This window comes from Pseudomonas sp. CDFA 610 (genome assembly GCF_021147865.1).
Classification (GTDB): domain Bacteria; phylum Pseudomonadota; class Gammaproteobacteria; order Pseudomonadales; family Pseudomonadaceae; genus Aquipseudomonas; species Aquipseudomonas alliivorans.
Window position 1 is genome coordinate 707703 of sequence record NZ_JAGTPM010000001.1, and the last position, 17258, is coordinate 724960.

Consider the following 17258-nt stretch of genomic DNA (forward strand, 5'->3'; position numbering starts at 1 on the left):
CGACAAATAGAGTCTACTGACGCGCCCTCAATCTACTTAATAAGCAAGAGGGTGTTGATACGGATTTTTTGAGTCTGTTCAGGACGGATACGTTGTCGATATCGACGCACCTATAACTTTCCCACCAATAATTCAGTCGCTGCAATTCTGTCGAACGAGTGTGTAACTGCGATGCAATCATCCACTGACCCACATAGACATTCATTATTCATGAGCGCACGTCGCGTATCGACTTCCGGACCTTTGCGGAAGTCCGATTCATGACGGCATCCTGGACAATGGCCCTCGCGACAAGTGCAATGCTGAGTTCAGGCATGGCAATGGCGGCGTTCTTACCTGTCAAGGATTCCACCGTTATCGTAGTGCTGAAATTCGTAAAGCGTGCAGACGGCCCCGGTGTTCAGTTCGTTCCGGCCAGTTGCGTCGCGTGCGAGCCGGTTGCCGATGACTTGTGGAATGCCGACAACGCTCGCGAGACCCTCATTGCACTGAAAGTGCCTCGATCACGCACGCTGGAACTGGCGTTTGCCGGGGCGGTCGCGAACATCTCCCGTGTCATTCTGGAGGCTGGCGACATTGCGTTCCGGCTTGACGGAAAGCACTTGATCGTTGCGCTTGCACCGCTTGCGGCTGATGCAATCACGGCCGCACAGGTCTCGACCCATATCGTCGAGCCCGGCATGGTATTGCGCCTTGAGCATGCCGATCCGGCACGACGAGCCGGAGCTTACGCACAGGGCGAGTTTCCATCCCTTCAGCGTGCTGCGGCCAACGTATTGCAGTTCGCGCAGCGAGAGGTGGTCCGGGATCTGGACCTTGGCCGTTACGCGCAGCATCACGGGCTCGGTCAGATCCAGATCATGGGGTTCGACACCAACGCGCCGCACGGTCATGAAGATGCGCCGCCACACGTGCACATGCATCTACGCTGGCCCGCCAACATCGGAACGCAAATCGCGCATTACTACATCGGCCCCGACGGTCTTCTGACGCACAACATCGTGGGTGTGAAAGGCAGCGATGCCCCTGAACGGCGCTTCGAGCGCGGCGCTGCTTTCACCACCCTCGGCCCGGATGGTCAGCCGGTCTACACCCATCGAATCACGCCGCAGGGCTGGCTGCAGATCAGTCGGCCCGATGGCGCAATGTGCATGATCGTGCCTCTCGAACCAGAGGGGTCAGGCTTCGCGAGTGGGGCCAGCATTACCTGCTCCGATGGATTCCGACGCGTCCTCAAGGTTTACGATGATCTGCAGCGAGGGCGGCTCAAAGTGAATATCGACACTGTCCAAGAGGTCTTTTCCTATGACCCGGATACCGGCGCTTTAACGTCTCCCACTCAACCACCTCCCGCACCACCCTCCGTTTATGTGGAAGCGATGGCAGGGAAGAACCTGCCACCGGCACTGCCCGACTGATGTATTTCAAGATGCCCGTTTACTCGATTGGAATTCAAAGTCAAGGGCATCATCAATGCTCAAAGCGAAGGAGGGCGCTTCAGGTTGATTCCGGTGTTTCAACATGATCAACATTACAAGATCGCTTAAATAAAAATAGACAGGTCATAAAACCAGAATAAAAACATCACACAGAAACTCCTCTTTTGCGCTTGGCGATACATGATAGTGAGCATATAAAGATGGCACTAAAAAGCCACCACCTATCCAGGATGAAACTTAAGCGCAAGTTTCTGCCTCGTCACATTAACTACATAAAGCCCATAGTAGCATCGCCCAACTTTTAAAAAGCGGCCCGCTCTTGGGTATTCCGCCCTGAACTGGTGATGTTATGCCTGCGTTACTTTCATCCCGACGTCCGCCGCAACAGTTCCGCGAACACACTTCGATACCGAGCCGTGCAGCACATCTATTCGACAAGCCCGCTGCACCCTTGCCGGAAGTAGCGGTCCCACCGATCAGCAAGCTTCACATTGCGCTGGTCTGTGTCATCGCGCTGAGCGCGCATGTGGGTGGTTTTCTCTTGCTGCACACTATGCCTGCGAAGCCATTGCCGCCTATTACGCAGCCCATGCCGATTGCCATGCAAATGGTCTCTGCCCCCAAACCCCCCGTGCCTTCGGCGCCCGCTGAACCGACTCAGCCTGTTGCACCACCGCCTGTTGCGCCGCCTCCGCCGCCTGCCCCGGCAGAGCCGCCCAAACCTGCGGCCCAGACGCCAAAACCAGCGGCACGTCCGGTGCCTGCCAAGCCACAGGCAAAGCCGCAAGTGGCCGAAAAACAGACCGCGCCACCGACACCTCCCGCGCCTCAGGCCGTTGCAAAGCCGGCACCACCTGCTCCAGCGCCCAGCCCGGAGCCGCGAACCACTGCGCCCATTGGCCGCGCGGGTTACCTGAACAACCCGCCGCCGGTTTATCCGCCCGCCGCTGCGAAACGCCATCAGCAGGGCACGACCCTGTTGCGCGTGCATGTATTGGCCAGCGGCCTTCCGGATCAGATTGAAGTGGCTCAGAGCAGCGGTTTCCCGGCACTCGACGACGCGGCAAAAGCGGCGGTGCGGCAATGGTCATTCACTCCTGCCAAGCGTGGCGACACACCGGTCGATGGCTGGGTCAACGTTCCGCTTGCCTTCACTCTCGCGCCTTGAGGCTTCACTATGACAATCGACTATTCAACACTGATACAGCAAAGCTCCATGGGCATTCTGTTGCTGTTTTCACTGGCAACCTGGGCCGTGCTGTTGCTCAAGGCCTGGCAGCAGGGAAGGGCGAAAAGCCAGAACAAGCGCTACACCCAGGCGTTCTGGGCAGCGCAGGATTTTGACGCGGCATTGCGCAGCGGTCCGGAAAAAAGTCAGTTGGCGCGTCTCGCGCAGGTGACCACCAAAGCTCTCTCCAACGGTCAGGACGGTCACGAGCCAACCGATAGCTGGAGCCGACAGGAACTGCTCGAGCGCAGCCTGCATCAGCAGATTCACGGCGAACGACGCAGCCTCGAAAGCGGCATGATCGTGCTCGCGTCCATCGGTAGCACTGCGCCATTCATTGGCCTGTTCGGCACCGTGTTCGGCATCATCCACGCGCTGCAAGCTATCAGCACCGCCAAATCAGCCAGTATTGCGATAGTGGCAGGGCCTATCGGCGAGGCGCTGATCGCCACGGGTGTCGGTATCGCCGTGGCTGTGCCTGCTGTGCTGGCCTACAACTTCCTGGGCCGTCGCGTGAAGCTCATGGTTGCCGATCTGGATGCGTTTGCAGTTGACCTGCTCAATCGCGCCCAGCGCCATGCCTTCCGATTGAAAGGTGAGCGTGACGGCGTGCGCAACCTCAGCGGGGTTGCATGACATGGCCTTTTCATCAAGCAATGACGACGACGCAATCAGCGATATCAACATCACACCGATGGTCGACGTCATGCTGGTACTGCTGGTGGTGTTCATCGTTACCGCCCCCTTGTTGACCAACGCCATCCCTCTGAACCTGCCGCAAACCGTGTTCACTGCGCCGCTGGATGACGCCAAGCCTGTCGCGATCAGTATCGACGCCACAGGCAGTCTGTTTGTCGATGGCGAGCCTCTGGTCGAGGAACAGCTGCCGGATGCCCTGCAGAACCTGCATACGCGAGACCCGGAGGTCGCGCTGACCCTGCGCGCCGATACGGCAACCGACTACGGACGAGTCGCTCGTGTACTGGCGGACGTGCAGCGATCCGGCATCACACGGCTGGCCGTGATTACCGAAAGCCCTTGAATCCGATAATCCCGACCAGCCTTGACGCTGGCCAGAACCTGTCGACTCATTACGTCCTGGAAATCCTTTCATGATCACGTTATCGACCACGCACGCGTCACGGTTCCACCTCCGACGCCTGGTGCTATTGATGGGTTTGCACGCGTTGAGTCTGGCGGCTTATGCGCAGGACGCCGCGACCGAAGAACCGGTCTCCGGAGCCACTGACACCACACTGGGCACGGTTTCCGTGATCGGTCAGGGCGAAACGCGCCAGGTGCAGCGAGTGAGTGACAAGGACATCAAGGCGTACTCGGCCGCCACCAACCCGATGAAAGTCCTGCAGCGTCTGACAGGGGTCAGCTTTCAGTCCGGCGACCCGTTGGGGCGAGAGGAAAGCAGCCAGCGCATCAGTTTGCGCGGCTTCGACATGCACCATCTGGGCTACACGCTGGATGGTGTCACGCTGGGCAACATGAGCTTTGCCAACTTCAATGGCCTGAGCATTACCCGGGCGATCATTGCGGAAAACATCGCCAGCAGTGAAGTGGCGGCCGGGATTGGCGCACTGGGTACTGCCTCGAACAGTAATCTGGGCGGCACGGTTGCCTTCACCAGTTCCAACCCCGACAAGGAGCCTGGCGCACGGCTGTCGCAGACCTTGGGCGACTACAAGACCAGACGGACGTTTGCGCGATTCGACACCGGCGAATACAACGGTCTGGCGGCTTACATTTCCGGAGAAACGTATGACGCCGATGCCTGGAAAGGTCACGACAACCCGCAGGAATCGGATGCTGTAAACGCCAAGGTCACCTACGATTTCGGCAGTAATCACCTGAGCTTCTATCACAGTACTTCTACCCACAACGAGGCTAGCCTGCCGTCTCTGTCGAGCAGCATAATCCGGCGGCTGGGTTACAACTGGAGCTATTACACGCCCGACTGGACGCGCGCCGTGAATGCGGCCAACGGCATCTTTACCGGTGGCGTTACCCGTGCGGGGGATGCGACCTACAACGGCAGCAGCCTGCGTGGCGATGAACTGGACATCCTGAGCGGCAATTTCTCGCTCAGCGACGATGTGCTGCTGGACGCCGCTGTTTATCACCACCACGACTCGGGACACGGCAACTCTTATTACCCGTTTGTCTTCACCAACGGCACGACCACCGTGCCCACTAACTCCATTCGCAGCACCGTCTATGGCATCAACCGGTCGGGCTTTCAGACGTCGCTGACGTATTTCCTCGGCCAGCATGAGATTCAGGGCGGTTTCTGGATTCAGTCGAACAAAAGCGATATCGGTCGCTATCTGTTCGACCCGACCGGGACCGCGCCACAGAACAACATTGTGAAAACCAAGGGGCTGCCGCAGGTCGCGACTGTTCTTGCCCAGGATTACAACGACCTGACGCGGCAATTTTACCTGCGCGACAGCTACACCTTGCTGGATGACCGTCTGAAGCTGGAGTTCGGTGCGAAGAACACGGTTACCACCTCGACTGCTGAAGGCAAGGGCGGCGGTTACGCCAGTGGCTCGCTGGAAGCCCGCGACCGCTTCCTGCCGCAGTTGGGCGCGACGTACAAACTCGATGATCAGGACGAGGTCTTCACCTCGTATTCCGAGAACGTCGCCGCGTTCCCCAGCAGTGGCTACAGCCCGTTCTTCACCACGCAGGTCGCCGTCGACGCAGCGGGCGGTTTCAAGAACCTCAAGCCCGAAACTTCCAAGACCGTTGAAGTCGGTGTGCGCCGCAGCAATCCGCTGTACTCGACCTCGGCTGCGGTCTACAACACGAAATTCGACAATCGCCTGGTTGCGATCGCCAATTGCACCGGCATCGTGATCTGTCAGAACAGCGTGGCCAACGTTGGCTCGGTCACCAGTCGGGGCCTTGAATTGACTTTTGCCCTGACCCCCAATGAAAACTGGCGCTGGTCCAACTCGGCGTCCTATAACCGAAGCACGTACGACGACGATTACCAGAGCGGCACCAGCCAGGTGCATGTCAAAGGCAAAACCGTCGTCGATACGCCCAAGCTGATGTATTCCAGCAGCCTGGACTGGCACTGGCAGCAATGGAACGCTGGCCTGCAAGGCAGTTACATGAGCAAGCGTTACTACACCTACACCAACGATTCGAGCGTCGCCGGCTACTGGCTGGCCAACACGACTCTGGGCTATGACTTTGGCAAACTGGGTGCCGTCAAGGACACGACGGTTTCGCTGAACGTGGTGAACCTGTTCGACAAACGCTACATCTCCACCCTGAATACCGACGCCAGTGCCGCGAGCGATCCGACGGGCGACCTGCAGATCCTCCAGGTGGGCAACCCACGCAGCGCGTTCGTCACCATGGCGGTTCGTCTGTAACCGCCCCCCTGCCACGACAGGCCGTAATGGACAGGGCCTCATCGGCAAAGTCTGCCGAGGCAACCCGGTTAAACGGTAATTCATGCCAGAGGTCCGTTACTTTCAAGCATCTATGCATCGCGCTGTGGTGGTGTAATACCTCGGTAACATGACCGCGCACTGAAGCCTTGAACGGACCCTCTGACCATGCCCGCACCTTTAACCGCCATAGAATCTTCCCCCGAATTGCCGACACAGGCCGACGTGGTCGTGATCGGCGGCGGCATCATCGGCGCGTTTACCGCCTATTACCTGGCCAGGCGCGGCATGAAAGTCGCGTTGATCGAAAAAGGTCGCATCGGCGCAGAACAATCAAGTCGTAACTGGGGCTGGTGCCGTCAGCAGAACCGCGATGCGCGTGAGCTGCCGATGGCTACCAAGGCTCTGGAGTTGTGGGAGCAATTCGGCGCAGAGACTGGCGAGCAGACCGGTTTCTCGCGCTGCGGCCTGCTGTACCTGAGCAACAACGAACAGGAAATCGCCGGCTGGGCGCGCTGGGGCGAGTTTGCTCGTACGGTCAACGTCGACACCCGTATGCTCACCGCGCAGCAAGCCGCTGAATACGGCAAAGCGACGGGCAAACAGTGGAAAGGTGGGGTTTTCGCGCCCTCCGACGGCACAGCAGATCCTTCCCGCGCAGCACCGGCAGTGGCACGCGCCATCATGGCCCTCGGCAGCACCGTGCATCAAGGCTGCGCTGTACGCGGCATCGAGACCCAGGCAGGTCGGTTATCTGCCGTCGTGACCGAAAAAGGCGTCATCCGCTCTCCGATCGCTGTGCTCGCGGCAGGTGCGTGGGCGTCGTCGTTCTGTCGCCAGTACGGCATTCGCTTTCCTCAGGCGACCATTCGCCAAACCGTGCTCTCGGTGTCCGCGCCAAGCGATGAAATACCCGGCGCATTGCACACCTCCGGTGTCTCGATGACACGCCGCTTCGATGGCAGCTACACGCTGGCAATCAGCGGAAGAGGGCGCGTCGACCCGACACCTCAACTCCTCGGCTTCGGCGCACAATTCCTGCCGATGTTCATGCGCCGATGGCGCAACCTCGCACCGGGAGGACTGGAAGGCATCCGCTCAGGCCATGAAAGCTGGAAACGCTGGAGCCTCGATCAGCCGACACCCATGGAAAAGATGCGAATCCTTGACCCCACAGCCGATGCCTCGGCAGTCGCACTGACCTACAAACGCGCGCAGGAGCTGGTCCCGGCGCTGCGAGACTCATCGATAAAAGCCGCGTGGGCCGGGTATGTGGACAGCACACCGGACGGCGTTCCCGGCATCGGGGAAATGGCCAGCCTTCCGGGCCTGGTGCTGGCGGCCGGGTTCAGTGGTCATGGATTCGGCATCGGCCCGGGAGCAGGGCATTTGATTGCTGACATCGTCAGTGGGGCTGACCCGATTGTTGATCCCAAGCCTTATCATCCGGATCGGTTCAAAGGATCGGCGTGGGGGAAGGTGGCGGATTTTTGAGGCCCGAACGCGTCCAAGACTATGAATTCACGGAGCATCGCATCAAGGGTTGAGGCGCTATCCTCTGCGTGATGACCTTGGTTCAGAACCCCAACGGGTACTGGACCACCACATAGATCCGGTCAATGTCATCACCCGCCTGGGCGCTGTTGGCCCGGTGCGAGACCTGGGACAGTTGCACTGAAAGGTCCTTGGCCGCACCGGACTGGACGACGTAGTGCAGGTCAACATCACGTTCCCAGTGACGGCCGCCATCACCTTGCTGAGGCTGGTAATCACCGCTGTCCGCGTCGAACGGGTTGTAGGCGCCGCCCTTGGGCGCATGCGTACCGTCGATGTGGCTGCCGGACACATAACGGGTCATGAAACTCAGCCCCGGAATGCCGAACGCACCGAAATCCAGATCATAACGCGCTTGCCATGAGCGCTCGTTGGCGCCGTTGAAGTCGGCGTACTTGATTGAGTTGGCCAGATAGATCGAGTCGCCACCGACGAAATCGAAAGGCGTATCGCCGTCGATCCGTTGCCAGCCGAGCATCACTGCATGGGCACCAGAGGTGTACTTGCCCGAAAGGCTGAACGCCGTGTTATCAATCTCTCCGGCCAGCGCCTGCCCCGTATCGCGGGTGTGGTAGACGTTGACGTCGAGCAGTACGCCAGACTGTTTCCAGTGCAGATTGGCGTAGTACTGATGCCAGGTTTCACTGAAGTCAGAGGCATACAGCGCGCCACCCAGCGGGCCGTCGCTGAACAGATCAGCCCCGACAAAACGGATCCCGCCAGCATCGGTGCTGGCACCATAGCCCTGGAAATCGTCCTTGCCTGATGAGCTGTCCTGATTCTTGAACGCCGTGAAATGGCCGGCCACCAGGATCACATTGTCGATCTCGCGACTGTTGAGGAGAAACCCGGTGGCGTATTCAGGCTGCAGACGTTTGTCCGACATGTCGAATACCGGCGTCTCTACCGTCATTTCGCCGAAGGCGAGGGTGGTTCGGGAGGCCTTGAGCTTGAATGCGCCACCTGCGCTGGAGTAGTCCCGCTCGCTACGGCCGTCACTGTCCACCGGCAGTAATCCCGTGCCCGAATGCCCCCTGCCGCCGTCCAGTTTCAGCCCGTAAAAAGCATGCGCATTCAGACCGACGCCCATCGCGCCGTCGGTGAAACCTGAGCTGAACGTACCAATGAACCCCTGAGCCCATTCCTGTTTGTAGTTCTTCCCGGAGGGAGAGGGTGAGCGGTAGTCGTTGCTCAGGAAGTAATGACGGGCGAGCAGGGAGGTGGTCGCATCGTCGAGAAAGCCGGTGGCGGAAGCGGATTCGGCTATCGCCAGGAAAAGCAGGACGAGTGCGACGTGAGGGTGTTTGGAGAACTGCATTTTCGGGGACCAGAATAGCGGGAATGCGTGGATGGTCCCCGAAAACGGTGATTGTGGATTGAGTGGATGTGCTGACCTCTAACCTTCAGGCGTACTGCCTTCACAGGTATGGATTCCAAGGTCGTGACGTCCGGGTGCAAGATGCGGCTTGAGCGTCAATGCGGGAATTTCATAGTCACCGGCATTCTGGCGGCGAAATGGCAGAGGCTCATCATCGAACAGGCTATCCAGTCGAGCGGCGTAGGCCGTGCATAACTGCTCGAAACGATCGGCGTCCATTTTGCCGGTTTTATAGATCGGGAAAGGTGGCAATACGGTAAACCCAGGATAGAAGAGCACCCCGTGCTGGATAGGGAATAGCAGATCATCCAGTGCACCGTTCACCCCTCGACCGCTGTAATGGGACTCCCACCCGCCCATGCTGACGACCAACATCGCCCGCTTTCCTGCCATGCTGCCCTCGCCGTAGCGATCGCCCCAATGGCTTTCGCTGTGCTCGCCCACACCGTAGGCAAATCCGTAGGCATAGACGCGTTCTACCCAGCCCTTGAGGATCGCAGGCATCGAGAACCACCACAGGGGAAATTGAAAGATGACGGCGTCCGCCCATAGCAGTTTGGCCTGTTCTTCTTCGATGTCTGTCGGCTGTGTGCCAGCGGCGAATACACGCTGCGATTCGGCTGCGGGGTTGAAAGGCTTTCCGTGGTCGTACCCTGGGGCGTCGTCCTTATCAATGGACGCTTTCCAACGCATCTCGTATAGATCCGAGACCTTGACTTCGTGGCCAGCGGTTTTCAGGTGAGCGATTGCGAAATCCCTGAGCGAGCCATTGAGTGAGCGAGGTTCCGGGTGGGCGTAGATCAGCAGTAGTTTCATGAAGGGCTCCGAGTGGATGTATGCCTCACGGTAGCGACGAACCCGGTATGATAGAAATGAATTTCCGAAACATGTGGTATTTACATGCACAATACCTTGCGCCGTCTGGATCTCAACTTACTGGTCACACTGGACGCGCTGTTATCCGAGCAAAACGTCACACGGGCGGCACGCTTGCTCAATCTCGCCCAGCCGACCGTCAGCCTGCAACTGGGTCGGCTGCGTGAAATTCTGGACGATCCGTTGTTGCTGCCAGGTCCCCGAGGCATGTCACCTACCGAGCGCGCCCGTGAATTGCGCGGGCCGCTACGCGAAGCGCTTACAGCGTTGGAGGGCGCACTGAGCCCCGGTGCGACGTTTGAGCCCGCACTGTCCAGTCAGACGTGGAGGGTTGCTGCCAGCGATTACGCAACAACTGCGTTGATCTGGCCATCGCTGTCGTCACTCAGGCGTCTGGCACCTAATACCCGCTTGGCGCTGTTGAACAAACATCCGGTCAGCCTTGCCAACGATCTTGAAAGTGGCCAGCTTGATCTGGCGCTGCATACCCGAGATGAAGCGCCGCCAAAACTGCGTCAGCGGTCTTTGTTCCACGAACGCTATGTGCTGGCAGGGCGGCGCGATCATCCGGCCTTGGTAACCAGGCTGTCGCTTAAAGCGTTCTGCGGCCTGGAACATGCCGTGATGTCACCCAATGGCGCCGGGTTCGCCGGGAGCACTGATCAGGCGCTGGCCGCTAAACGTCTGGAGCGACGAGTCGTCTTGTCCGTGCCCAATTTCAACTCGCTTGTGTCCGCATTGGCCCACAGTGACCTGGTTGCGGTGGTGCCAGAAAGGCTGGTGCGAGATGAGCCCGCGCTTGTCGTTCAAGAGCCTCCGCTCGCCATTCCAGGGTTTGAAATGCTCATGTTATGGCCCGAGCGACTGCACCGGGATCCCGCTCATATGTGGCTACGCGACCTCATCGCCTCGACACAGACAGCCGCCAAATCGGAGGTTGGCCAAGAGGGGTAGGGGACTCGGAAATTCGCCTGACTTAGCTTCATCTCTGGATGCAGGGCATTACCAGCTGTCACTGGTTGTCATAACGTTTGCGCGCCTCGTTGAACCCCTCAGATTGCGCGATCACCCACGTCCATAGTGGAATCATCTGCACCAGCAACCCCATTCCCAGATCGGTCAACGCGTACTCGACACGCAAAGGCTTCTCGCCAAAGTCGTGACGAGTGATAAGCCCGTCGCGCTCCAGCTGGCGCAGCGTGTGAGTGAGCATGCGTTGGGTGACGCCATGCAATCGGCGACGTAACTCCGTGTGGCGCAACGGGCTGGTGACACCCAGTGCATGCACCACACCGAGTGACCATCGGTTACCGGAATGCCCCAGGATATCGCGCTTGAGACCGTCCTCGTCATCGGAAAGCGCGCGACACGCGTTCTGCGAAAGCCGCACGATTTCCTGAGCATCAAGACCACTCGGTATCACGGATGTACCTACTTTTTGCGCATCAAAGTCCATGACAAGATCTCTGGCCTCACGTTAAGTACGACAAAAGAGGCTTACCATGCAGGCTGTTATTTCAAACGTCAAACAACGCATTTTGGTATTAGGGGCCGGCGAACTGGGGCTTGCCGTATTGCAAGGACTGGCTGCCCGTTCAACCGAATCGATGAGCATCAGCGTGCTGCTGCGTCAGGCCACGGTGCAGAGTTCGAGCAAGGTAAAACAACAGGAACTCGACACCATCAAGGCCTTGGGAGTTGCCATTGGGACAGCCGACATCTCCGATGCCTCCGTGGAAGAACTTGCTGTGGTGCTCGAACGTTTCGACACGGTGATCAGTTGCGTAGGATTTGCAGCGGGCCGGGGCACTCAGCGCAAGCTCACCGAGGCCGCACTCATGTCGGGAGTGAAACGCTATATTCCCTGGCAGTTCGGCGTGGACTACCACGTCATTGGCCGCGGCAGCCCTCAAGACCTATTTGATGAGCAATTGGATGTTCGCGACCTGCTGCGTGCTCAGTCCCGGACTGAATGGGTAATTATTTCCACCGGCATGTTCACCAGCTTCCTGTTCGATCCAGCGTTCGGAGTCGTTGACCTTGCAGCCGGAAAGGTCAATGCGCTGGGCAGTCTGGAAACCACGGTCACGGTGACGACCCCCGAAGACATAGGCACGCTTACCGCCGCCATCGTGCTGCACAGCCCGCGCCTTATAAACCAGGTCGTATACACCGCCGGCGATACACTCAGCTACGGCGCTCTGGCTGACTTGGTTGAACGAGTCATTGGACGAAAAGTCGAGCGCCGCGAGCTTAGCGTGCGGCAGTTGATGGCTGATCTTGCAGAAGAGCCTGATAATAATCTGCAAAAGTACCGGGCGGTGTTTGCCATGGGGCGGGGGGTGGCGTGGGATGTAGCGGGGACATTCAATGCGGTGCATGGGTTGCCTATGACCAGTGCAGAGCGGTGGGCGCAATTAAATCTTAGTCGTGGTAGAGAAGGGCATATGAACGTTGAATAGCTTGTCAGGCATCAGACTTCTATGGTTTGAAACATGCCGACCGGCTCAACTGCACAGGATGTACGAAATAAATTTGAACAGGCGCTGATCATTGAGCGCAAGGTATTCGCAGACGCTTGCGACAGAGGGAATTGCCACGTGAGTCGTAGTGCAGAATCAGTGCGTCCTAAAGCCGTTTTATTCGATCTTGATAACACCCTGAATCGCCCCGGATTCTCTAGACACCTTGCAAGCTCATTGCGTAACGTTTTTCAAACTCTACCAGTGACAGCTGATTGTTGAAACCATGGCGGCGTTTTGGGTTGTAGAACATCTCGATGTAATCGAACACAACTCCTTGGCAAAGTACGCGGCGGCCTTTTTTAAGATGTCTCGCTCTTCAGTGACCCGCTTGAGTTCCGCTCGCAGACGACGCAGTTCAGCGTGCTGATCATCGTCTTGCTGCCGTTCTGCCTAAGGTTTGCTGTAGCGCTTTATCCAGGCATAGAGGCTATGCGACGACACGCCAAGACGCGCCGCCACATCAGCGACAGGCAGCTTCTTTTCGGTCACTTGATTGACCGCTTGGATTTTGAATTCTTCGGGATAACGTGGGTTGCTCATGGCACCTCCTGATTGGCCTCAGTTTAAGGCATGGAGGTGTCTACGAAACCCAGGGCGATTCAAGGGGAGGCTGGAAAGCGTCCACATGCTCACTGGTAGCTGTTGCTCTGGCTGCGCACCTGTCGTGGCCAATATGCCAGAAGGTAAGAGGTTGCAGGTTTTCGTCCAGTTGCGCCCCCGCAGCACAACTGGGCCAAGATACCTACGTTAATTATTGTGTGAATGAATCCAGTGGGCAGGGATAAGCCCGTCATCCTTGCTTTCCCAAGCCGCGACGGGCACGGTGTCAGGCACATTCCCCCAGATGTCCGGGCCAGCGTGCTCCAGCACGATAATCTGGATGAAATGACCTGCCCGCTTCAAGCCCTCAGCCAATACCTCAAAGATTCGGCGGGTGGCTATGACATCCGCCGGCCGGGCTTGATTGACAGCATCGAAGCCTGCATCTAATGCATTCATGCCGCCGGTGTTGCTCGGGAAATAGACTTGGCTCGGCTGGTCGATCACGATGAAATTGAATGGTGGGAGTTTGCGATTTTCCTCTTTCGACAGGTATTCATGAATGCCTAGAAACGCCGCGATGTGGTATCCCATCCAGTTGGCGCCGCTGCCGATTTCCCACAGATAATCCCGCTGGCCGTGCGACTCGAAGCGTAACGTGAGCTCTTTTCTATCGAGATAAATCTGAGCGCCAGGTATTCCGTTCAGTGCGAACTGGTCAGCGTAGTCTTCGAACATTGGTGCCAATTGAGCGTCAACCTTTCGCTCCTGCTCAGCCATGTCGGTTAATGACATCTGAAAATTGTAATGGCGGATCAGGCTCTCAAGCTCGTTTACGCGCTTCACCAGACTGTCGTCTGCGTCAGAGCCATCCAATTGCTTGAGAAGACGACTGATTTCGCCAGCGACGTAGTAGATCTGGCCGATGGCATTGCGGGTGCGCGCATCCTCCTGGATTAAACGAGTCTGCTCACCCGTGAGCCGGGATAGTTCACGCTCTTCCTTGGCACGCTGACGCTTTAGAGTAGCCAGTTGCCTGTCTACTACGGGGTTATCCTTGAGCGCGTCCGAAATCCGAGTAACCTTATTTACCCTCTCTTCTAAGTTCTCAATCACCAAGGGCAGCGCATTTGTGAATGAGCCACAAGCCACGCAATGCCCACCGTCAGATACGCTTTGCTTCAGCCAATCGAGACCAATGACATGAGATTTCTCAGTGTTTATGGCGGCGACAAATTGTTTGCTGTTACGCGCCAGATGGTCGAAACCATTGATCTGGGCGTCAAAGTCGTCAACGATACATTGCTGCTTTCCGACCTCCTCAATGGCCATCTTGAGCTTTTCAGAGATATGCAGGCGTTGAGGTTCCAGGAGTGTTTGCTCGAGCCGCCCCTCATGAGTGGCGATAACGACCTTCTTGAGTAACTCGACTTTCTGGACGCCTTGGACACTTGTGCGTTCCAGTAAGCCCAGTTGAATACAGCGATCAAACAATTGGTCTACGTCGGCGTGGTGGCTTGCCTTTGCCGCTTCATGTATCGCCACCTGCTTACGTAACCGATCCTGCTCCCGCTGCGCCTCGTCCCGACGGCGTTCATTCATAATGTAGTTTGCATCCACCATGCCGAGCGCATACGGCATCGCTCTCGTTAGACGTTCTTTATGAGCAAACGAGTCAGTTTTAAAGAATAGGGTGTTGGGGTTTGCCACAATGTGCTGTGGCAAGAAGTTAAACGCTGCCATATCCCGATACGAACTGCGGCGATCAAAACTCGCTGGTTCGTCCTCGTCGGAATGGGGGAGGTCACTGACGCGTACCATGCTATCAAAGGCGGCTTTGTACTGAACCAAAGAGTGGGTTCGGGAAACGGAGTCTGGGATGCCTTCATCGATCTCAAGCATGCAGAGATCGTTCGAACCGTGTGAGCTTCCAGGAGTGCGCCTCGCTACGATGTAAGTCGTACCGAGAAGACGGATTTTCATCCCGAACCATTCCACCGTGTCGCGGATGATACCGATAGGAATCTGGCACTTCGTCGCACCCAGTACATAGTCGATGATGTGAACAATTGACGACTTGCCGGTGCCGCTCAGTCCGTAAATGATGTTGATCTTCCCCTCTTCAAAGGGAATGATCCGTGGCTCCAAGCCAGGATAGCGAGGCCAGAGGATGACAGCGTCAATCGTGAATTTCATTGGGCATCCCAAACAAAAGCTTGTACAGGTTTTCTGTAGTGTCGGTGGCAAACCACTTCGCCAGTCTCTCGGTGGTTTGGAGCATTGCAGCGGGGATGGTATTTTTCACGCCTCGTGGCCAGCGATCGACCACGACCTGAAAGCTCGCATCACTTCCTCTCGACCCGACTTTTCCAATTAGACGAGAGGAGACGGCGAGGTTGAGGCCTTGCAGTGTGGTACCCGCATGAGCGGACACCCTACGCTGCAGATCAATTTTCAAAACAGGGGTTTCCCGCAGCACTGCTCCAAGTGTTGAGCGGCTTGTACGTTTGCTTAACGCTTCGCGCGAGCTCTGGCTCCACACCAGTGGGAGCACTAGCATCAGCTTTGGTAAATCTGGGGTTTGCCCAAGCCCTGCTTCCTGGTATTCGCCGATAAAATGCGTCAGTAGGAAGCATGCCAGCGAGGAGTTATGGATCAATTGACGATCCAGGTACGCATCACTCATGACTCGTCCTCCGAGGTCGACGCATTGCGGTGCCAATGGATGGGCGAATGTGTTCCATCGCCATTGGCCATTCGGTGATAAGTGCCGCTAAACAGATATTGCGCACTGGAGTTCACCCGTCCGACCTTCATGAGGAAGGTGTCTGGAAACAAGGTGCTCACCATTACAGCGTTGTAATCGGCGATGTCGAATTGGTCTATCGACTTCGAGTTTGTCAGTCGATGGCGACTGTTGATCGAACCCCACCGATCACCTAACACACGCTCCGCTGAATCGAAGTCGTTTAGCAGAACTCGACCTGAGTCAAGGAGGCGAATGCGTTCTGAATAAGCGGCGCAAAAGAAGCTGAACTGCTGCATCAGCAGGTCTTTTGGCATGTTGATCTTGTTGAGTTGCTCCACAAAGAGCATGTCTGCGGGGTCGATCTTCTCCGCCCACTGAGCGAATTCGGTTTTCTCGAAAGGCAGAGGTTCCCAAGGGCCATGCATAAACGCTTCAACGAGCGTTTGTCTTTTGTTGTAGTAAGGCTGTGCGGTTGTCCAGAATGGCTTGCGGGCTACCCAGTTTTCCTGGCAACTATCAAACAAAAAGCCAGCCAGACCATGATAGATGTCCTCAGCGCTCGCCACTGCATCTACAGGAAGGTGAAGAGATGCGATCACGCGCTGCTTCATCTGAGCATTGAGCTGGCCATCCTCGACATACATGCGCTCAATTAAGAATGCCAAGTCGGAGTCCGAGTACGCGAGGACATCCTGAGCGATCTCGCCAGGCTTGCCTTTCATGCCGCTGGCATGGGTTCGCAGTGCGACGACGGCGTCTGCGACTTCTTGCTTCGAGAAAGCATCAGAGAGCCGCATGGCGAGCGTTCCCTTCTTCACCAGTCGATTGGTGACGAGGAGGAATTGCAACTCCTCATGCTCCTTCCGAGCAGCCGCTAACCCGTTCAACCAGATACGGAGTGTCTTCCACAGGTTCTTACTGCTGTCCTGCAGGGGATTTTTGCCCGGTTGGACGGAGAGCTTCGCTTGTTCGGAGACGCGCCGAGACCCTGCTGCTGTTTGGCTGATTTCTTCCACATCATCAGCTGTTTCAATGCCAAACCTGGTCTGCGGGCTGGGTGCGGTGAAAATACGGAACAACGCGCGTTCGTATTGGTATCCGTACCCCGCCGCGCTGGGGCTAGCGTCTGGATCTTTCATCCTTCCATCTCTCTGTCCATACCCTTATAACGGCGGGGCTACGCCCCCCCAATCCTTAATCCATGGCGCAATGGGAAGAGAAATGTACCGGCGAAGATGTCATTTGGCCATAATTTTCGAGGCGCGGCTGATGGCATTGGATTTTGTAGGGGAGGCGAGAAGGGGTAACAATGGCTGGGGACTGTGAGGCGTCTTTTCGGTTTTGGTTGCTAGGCTCTGTACGAAAAGTACTGTCTCAAACACCGTATGGCACAAGCCAGTGAGACCATTGCCGCATAACTTTTTGCGAGTTTGTCGAAGCGCGTAACGATGCGACGGTTCTCCTTCAACCAGCCGAACATGCGCTCGATGATATTGCGCTGCCGGTACTTGGGGCGATCAAAAAGTCTCGGTAATCCCGGTTTAGGTTTGCGC

General features: G+C 57.2%; 15 protein-coding genes and 1 pseudogene. 8 read left to right on the top strand and 8 right to left on the bottom strand.

Annotation, left to right across the window (positions count from 1 at the left end; genetic code table 11):
- Positions 1-320: 320 nt before the first annotated feature.
- From KDX39_RS03065 to KDX39_RS03090, 6 genes are all read left to right on the top strand, one after another.
- Positions 321-1418, top strand: a complete 1098-nt coding sequence (locus KDX39_RS03065; protein ID WP_231659327.1) for a hypothetical protein — start codon at positions 321-323, stop codon at positions 1416-1418.
- 370 nt (positions 1419-1788) lie between these two features.
- Positions 1789-2607, top strand: coding sequence for an energy transducer TonB (locus KDX39_RS03070; protein ID WP_231659328.1), 819 nt, complete (start codon positions 1789-1791; stop codon positions 2605-2607).
- A 9-nt stretch (positions 2608-2616) separates the two neighbouring features.
- Positions 2617-3303: a MotA/TolQ/ExbB proton channel family protein gene (locus KDX39_RS03075; RefSeq protein WP_184322720.1), complete on the top strand. Its 687-nt coding sequence runs from the start codon at positions 2617-2619 to the stop codon at positions 3301-3303.
- A 1-nt stretch (position 3304) separates the two neighbouring features.
- Entirely contained in the window at positions 3305-3709 is a 405-nt protein-coding gene (locus KDX39_RS03080) for an ExbD/TolR family protein (RefSeq protein WP_231659329.1), read from the top strand.
- 70 nt (positions 3710-3779) lie between these two features.
- Positions 3780-6065, top strand: coding sequence for a TonB-dependent receptor (locus KDX39_RS03085; RefSeq protein ID WP_231659330.1), 2286 nt, complete (start codon positions 3780-3782; stop codon positions 6063-6065).
- Positions 6066-6251: 186 nt separating this feature from the next.
- A complete protein-coding gene (locus tag KDX39_RS03090) occupies positions 6252-7577 on the top strand; it encodes an NAD(P)/FAD-dependent oxidoreductase (protein WP_231659331.1) in 1326 nt (441 codons plus the stop codon).
- Positions 7578-7659: 82 nt separating this feature from the next.
- Here the strand turns inward: KDX39_RS03090 and KDX39_RS03095 are convergent, their stop codons facing one another.
- Positions 7660-8955, bottom strand: a complete 1296-nt coding sequence (locus KDX39_RS03095) for an OprD family porin (protein WP_231659332.1) — start codon at positions 8953-8955, stop codon at positions 7660-7662.
- A gap of 78 nt (positions 8956-9033) precedes the next feature.
- Entirely contained in the window at positions 9034-9831 is a 798-nt protein-coding gene (locus KDX39_RS03100; RefSeq protein WP_231659333.1) for an NAD(P)H-dependent oxidoreductase, read from the bottom strand.
- Between the two features lie 84 nt (positions 9832-9915).
- On the opposite strand from KDX39_RS03100, the gene KDX39_RS03105 reads away from it, so the two are divergent.
- Positions 9916-10845, top strand: coding sequence for a LysR family transcriptional regulator (locus KDX39_RS03105; RefSeq protein ID WP_231659334.1), 930 nt, complete (start codon positions 9916-9918; stop codon positions 10843-10845).
- A 58-nt stretch (positions 10846-10903) separates the two neighbouring features.
- Here KDX39_RS03105 and KDX39_RS03110 read toward each other — a convergent pair whose 3' ends face one another.
- Entirely contained in the window at positions 10904-11347 is a 444-nt protein-coding gene (locus KDX39_RS03110; protein WP_231659335.1) for a winged helix-turn-helix transcriptional regulator, read from the bottom strand.
- A 46-nt stretch (positions 11348-11393) separates the two neighbouring features.
- Here KDX39_RS03110 and KDX39_RS03115 point away from each other — a divergent pair, with 46 nt between their 5' ends.
- Positions 11394-12353, top strand: a complete 960-nt coding sequence (locus KDX39_RS03115) for an aromatic alcohol reductase (RefSeq protein ID WP_231659336.1) — start codon at positions 11394-11396, stop codon at positions 12351-12353.
- A 319-nt stretch (positions 12354-12672) separates the two neighbouring features.
- On the opposite strand, the pseudogene KDX39_RS03120 reads toward KDX39_RS03115, so the two are convergent.
- From KDX39_RS03120 to KDX39_RS03140, 5 genes and pseudogenes are all read right to left on the bottom strand, one after another.
- Positions 12673-12956, bottom strand: a pseudogene (locus KDX39_RS03120) (transposase); the annotation flags it as partial.
- 207 nt (positions 12957-13163) lie between these two features.
- On the bottom strand, positions 13164-15152 hold the full coding sequence (locus KDX39_RS03125) for a DUF3732 domain-containing protein (protein WP_231659337.1): 1989 nt from the start codon (positions 15150-15152) through the stop codon (positions 13164-13166).
- Entirely contained in the window at positions 15136-15642 is a 507-nt protein-coding gene (locus tag KDX39_RS03130; protein ID WP_231659338.1) for a three component ABC system middle component, read from the bottom strand. The genes KDX39_RS03125 and KDX39_RS03130 overlap by 17 nt, the downstream gene beginning before the upstream one ends.
- Positions 15639-16844 (bottom strand): ABC-three component system protein, encoded by a 1206-nt coding sequence (locus tag KDX39_RS03135; protein ID WP_231659339.1) that lies wholly within the window; start codon positions 16842-16844, stop codon positions 15639-15641. Before KDX39_RS03135 ends, KDX39_RS03130 begins: the two co-directional genes overlap by 4 nt.
- A gap of 209 nt (positions 16845-17053) precedes the next feature.
- On the bottom strand, positions 17054-17258 hold a 205-nt coding region (locus tag KDX39_RS03140; RefSeq protein ID WP_231659340.1), incomplete at its 5' end, for a transposase.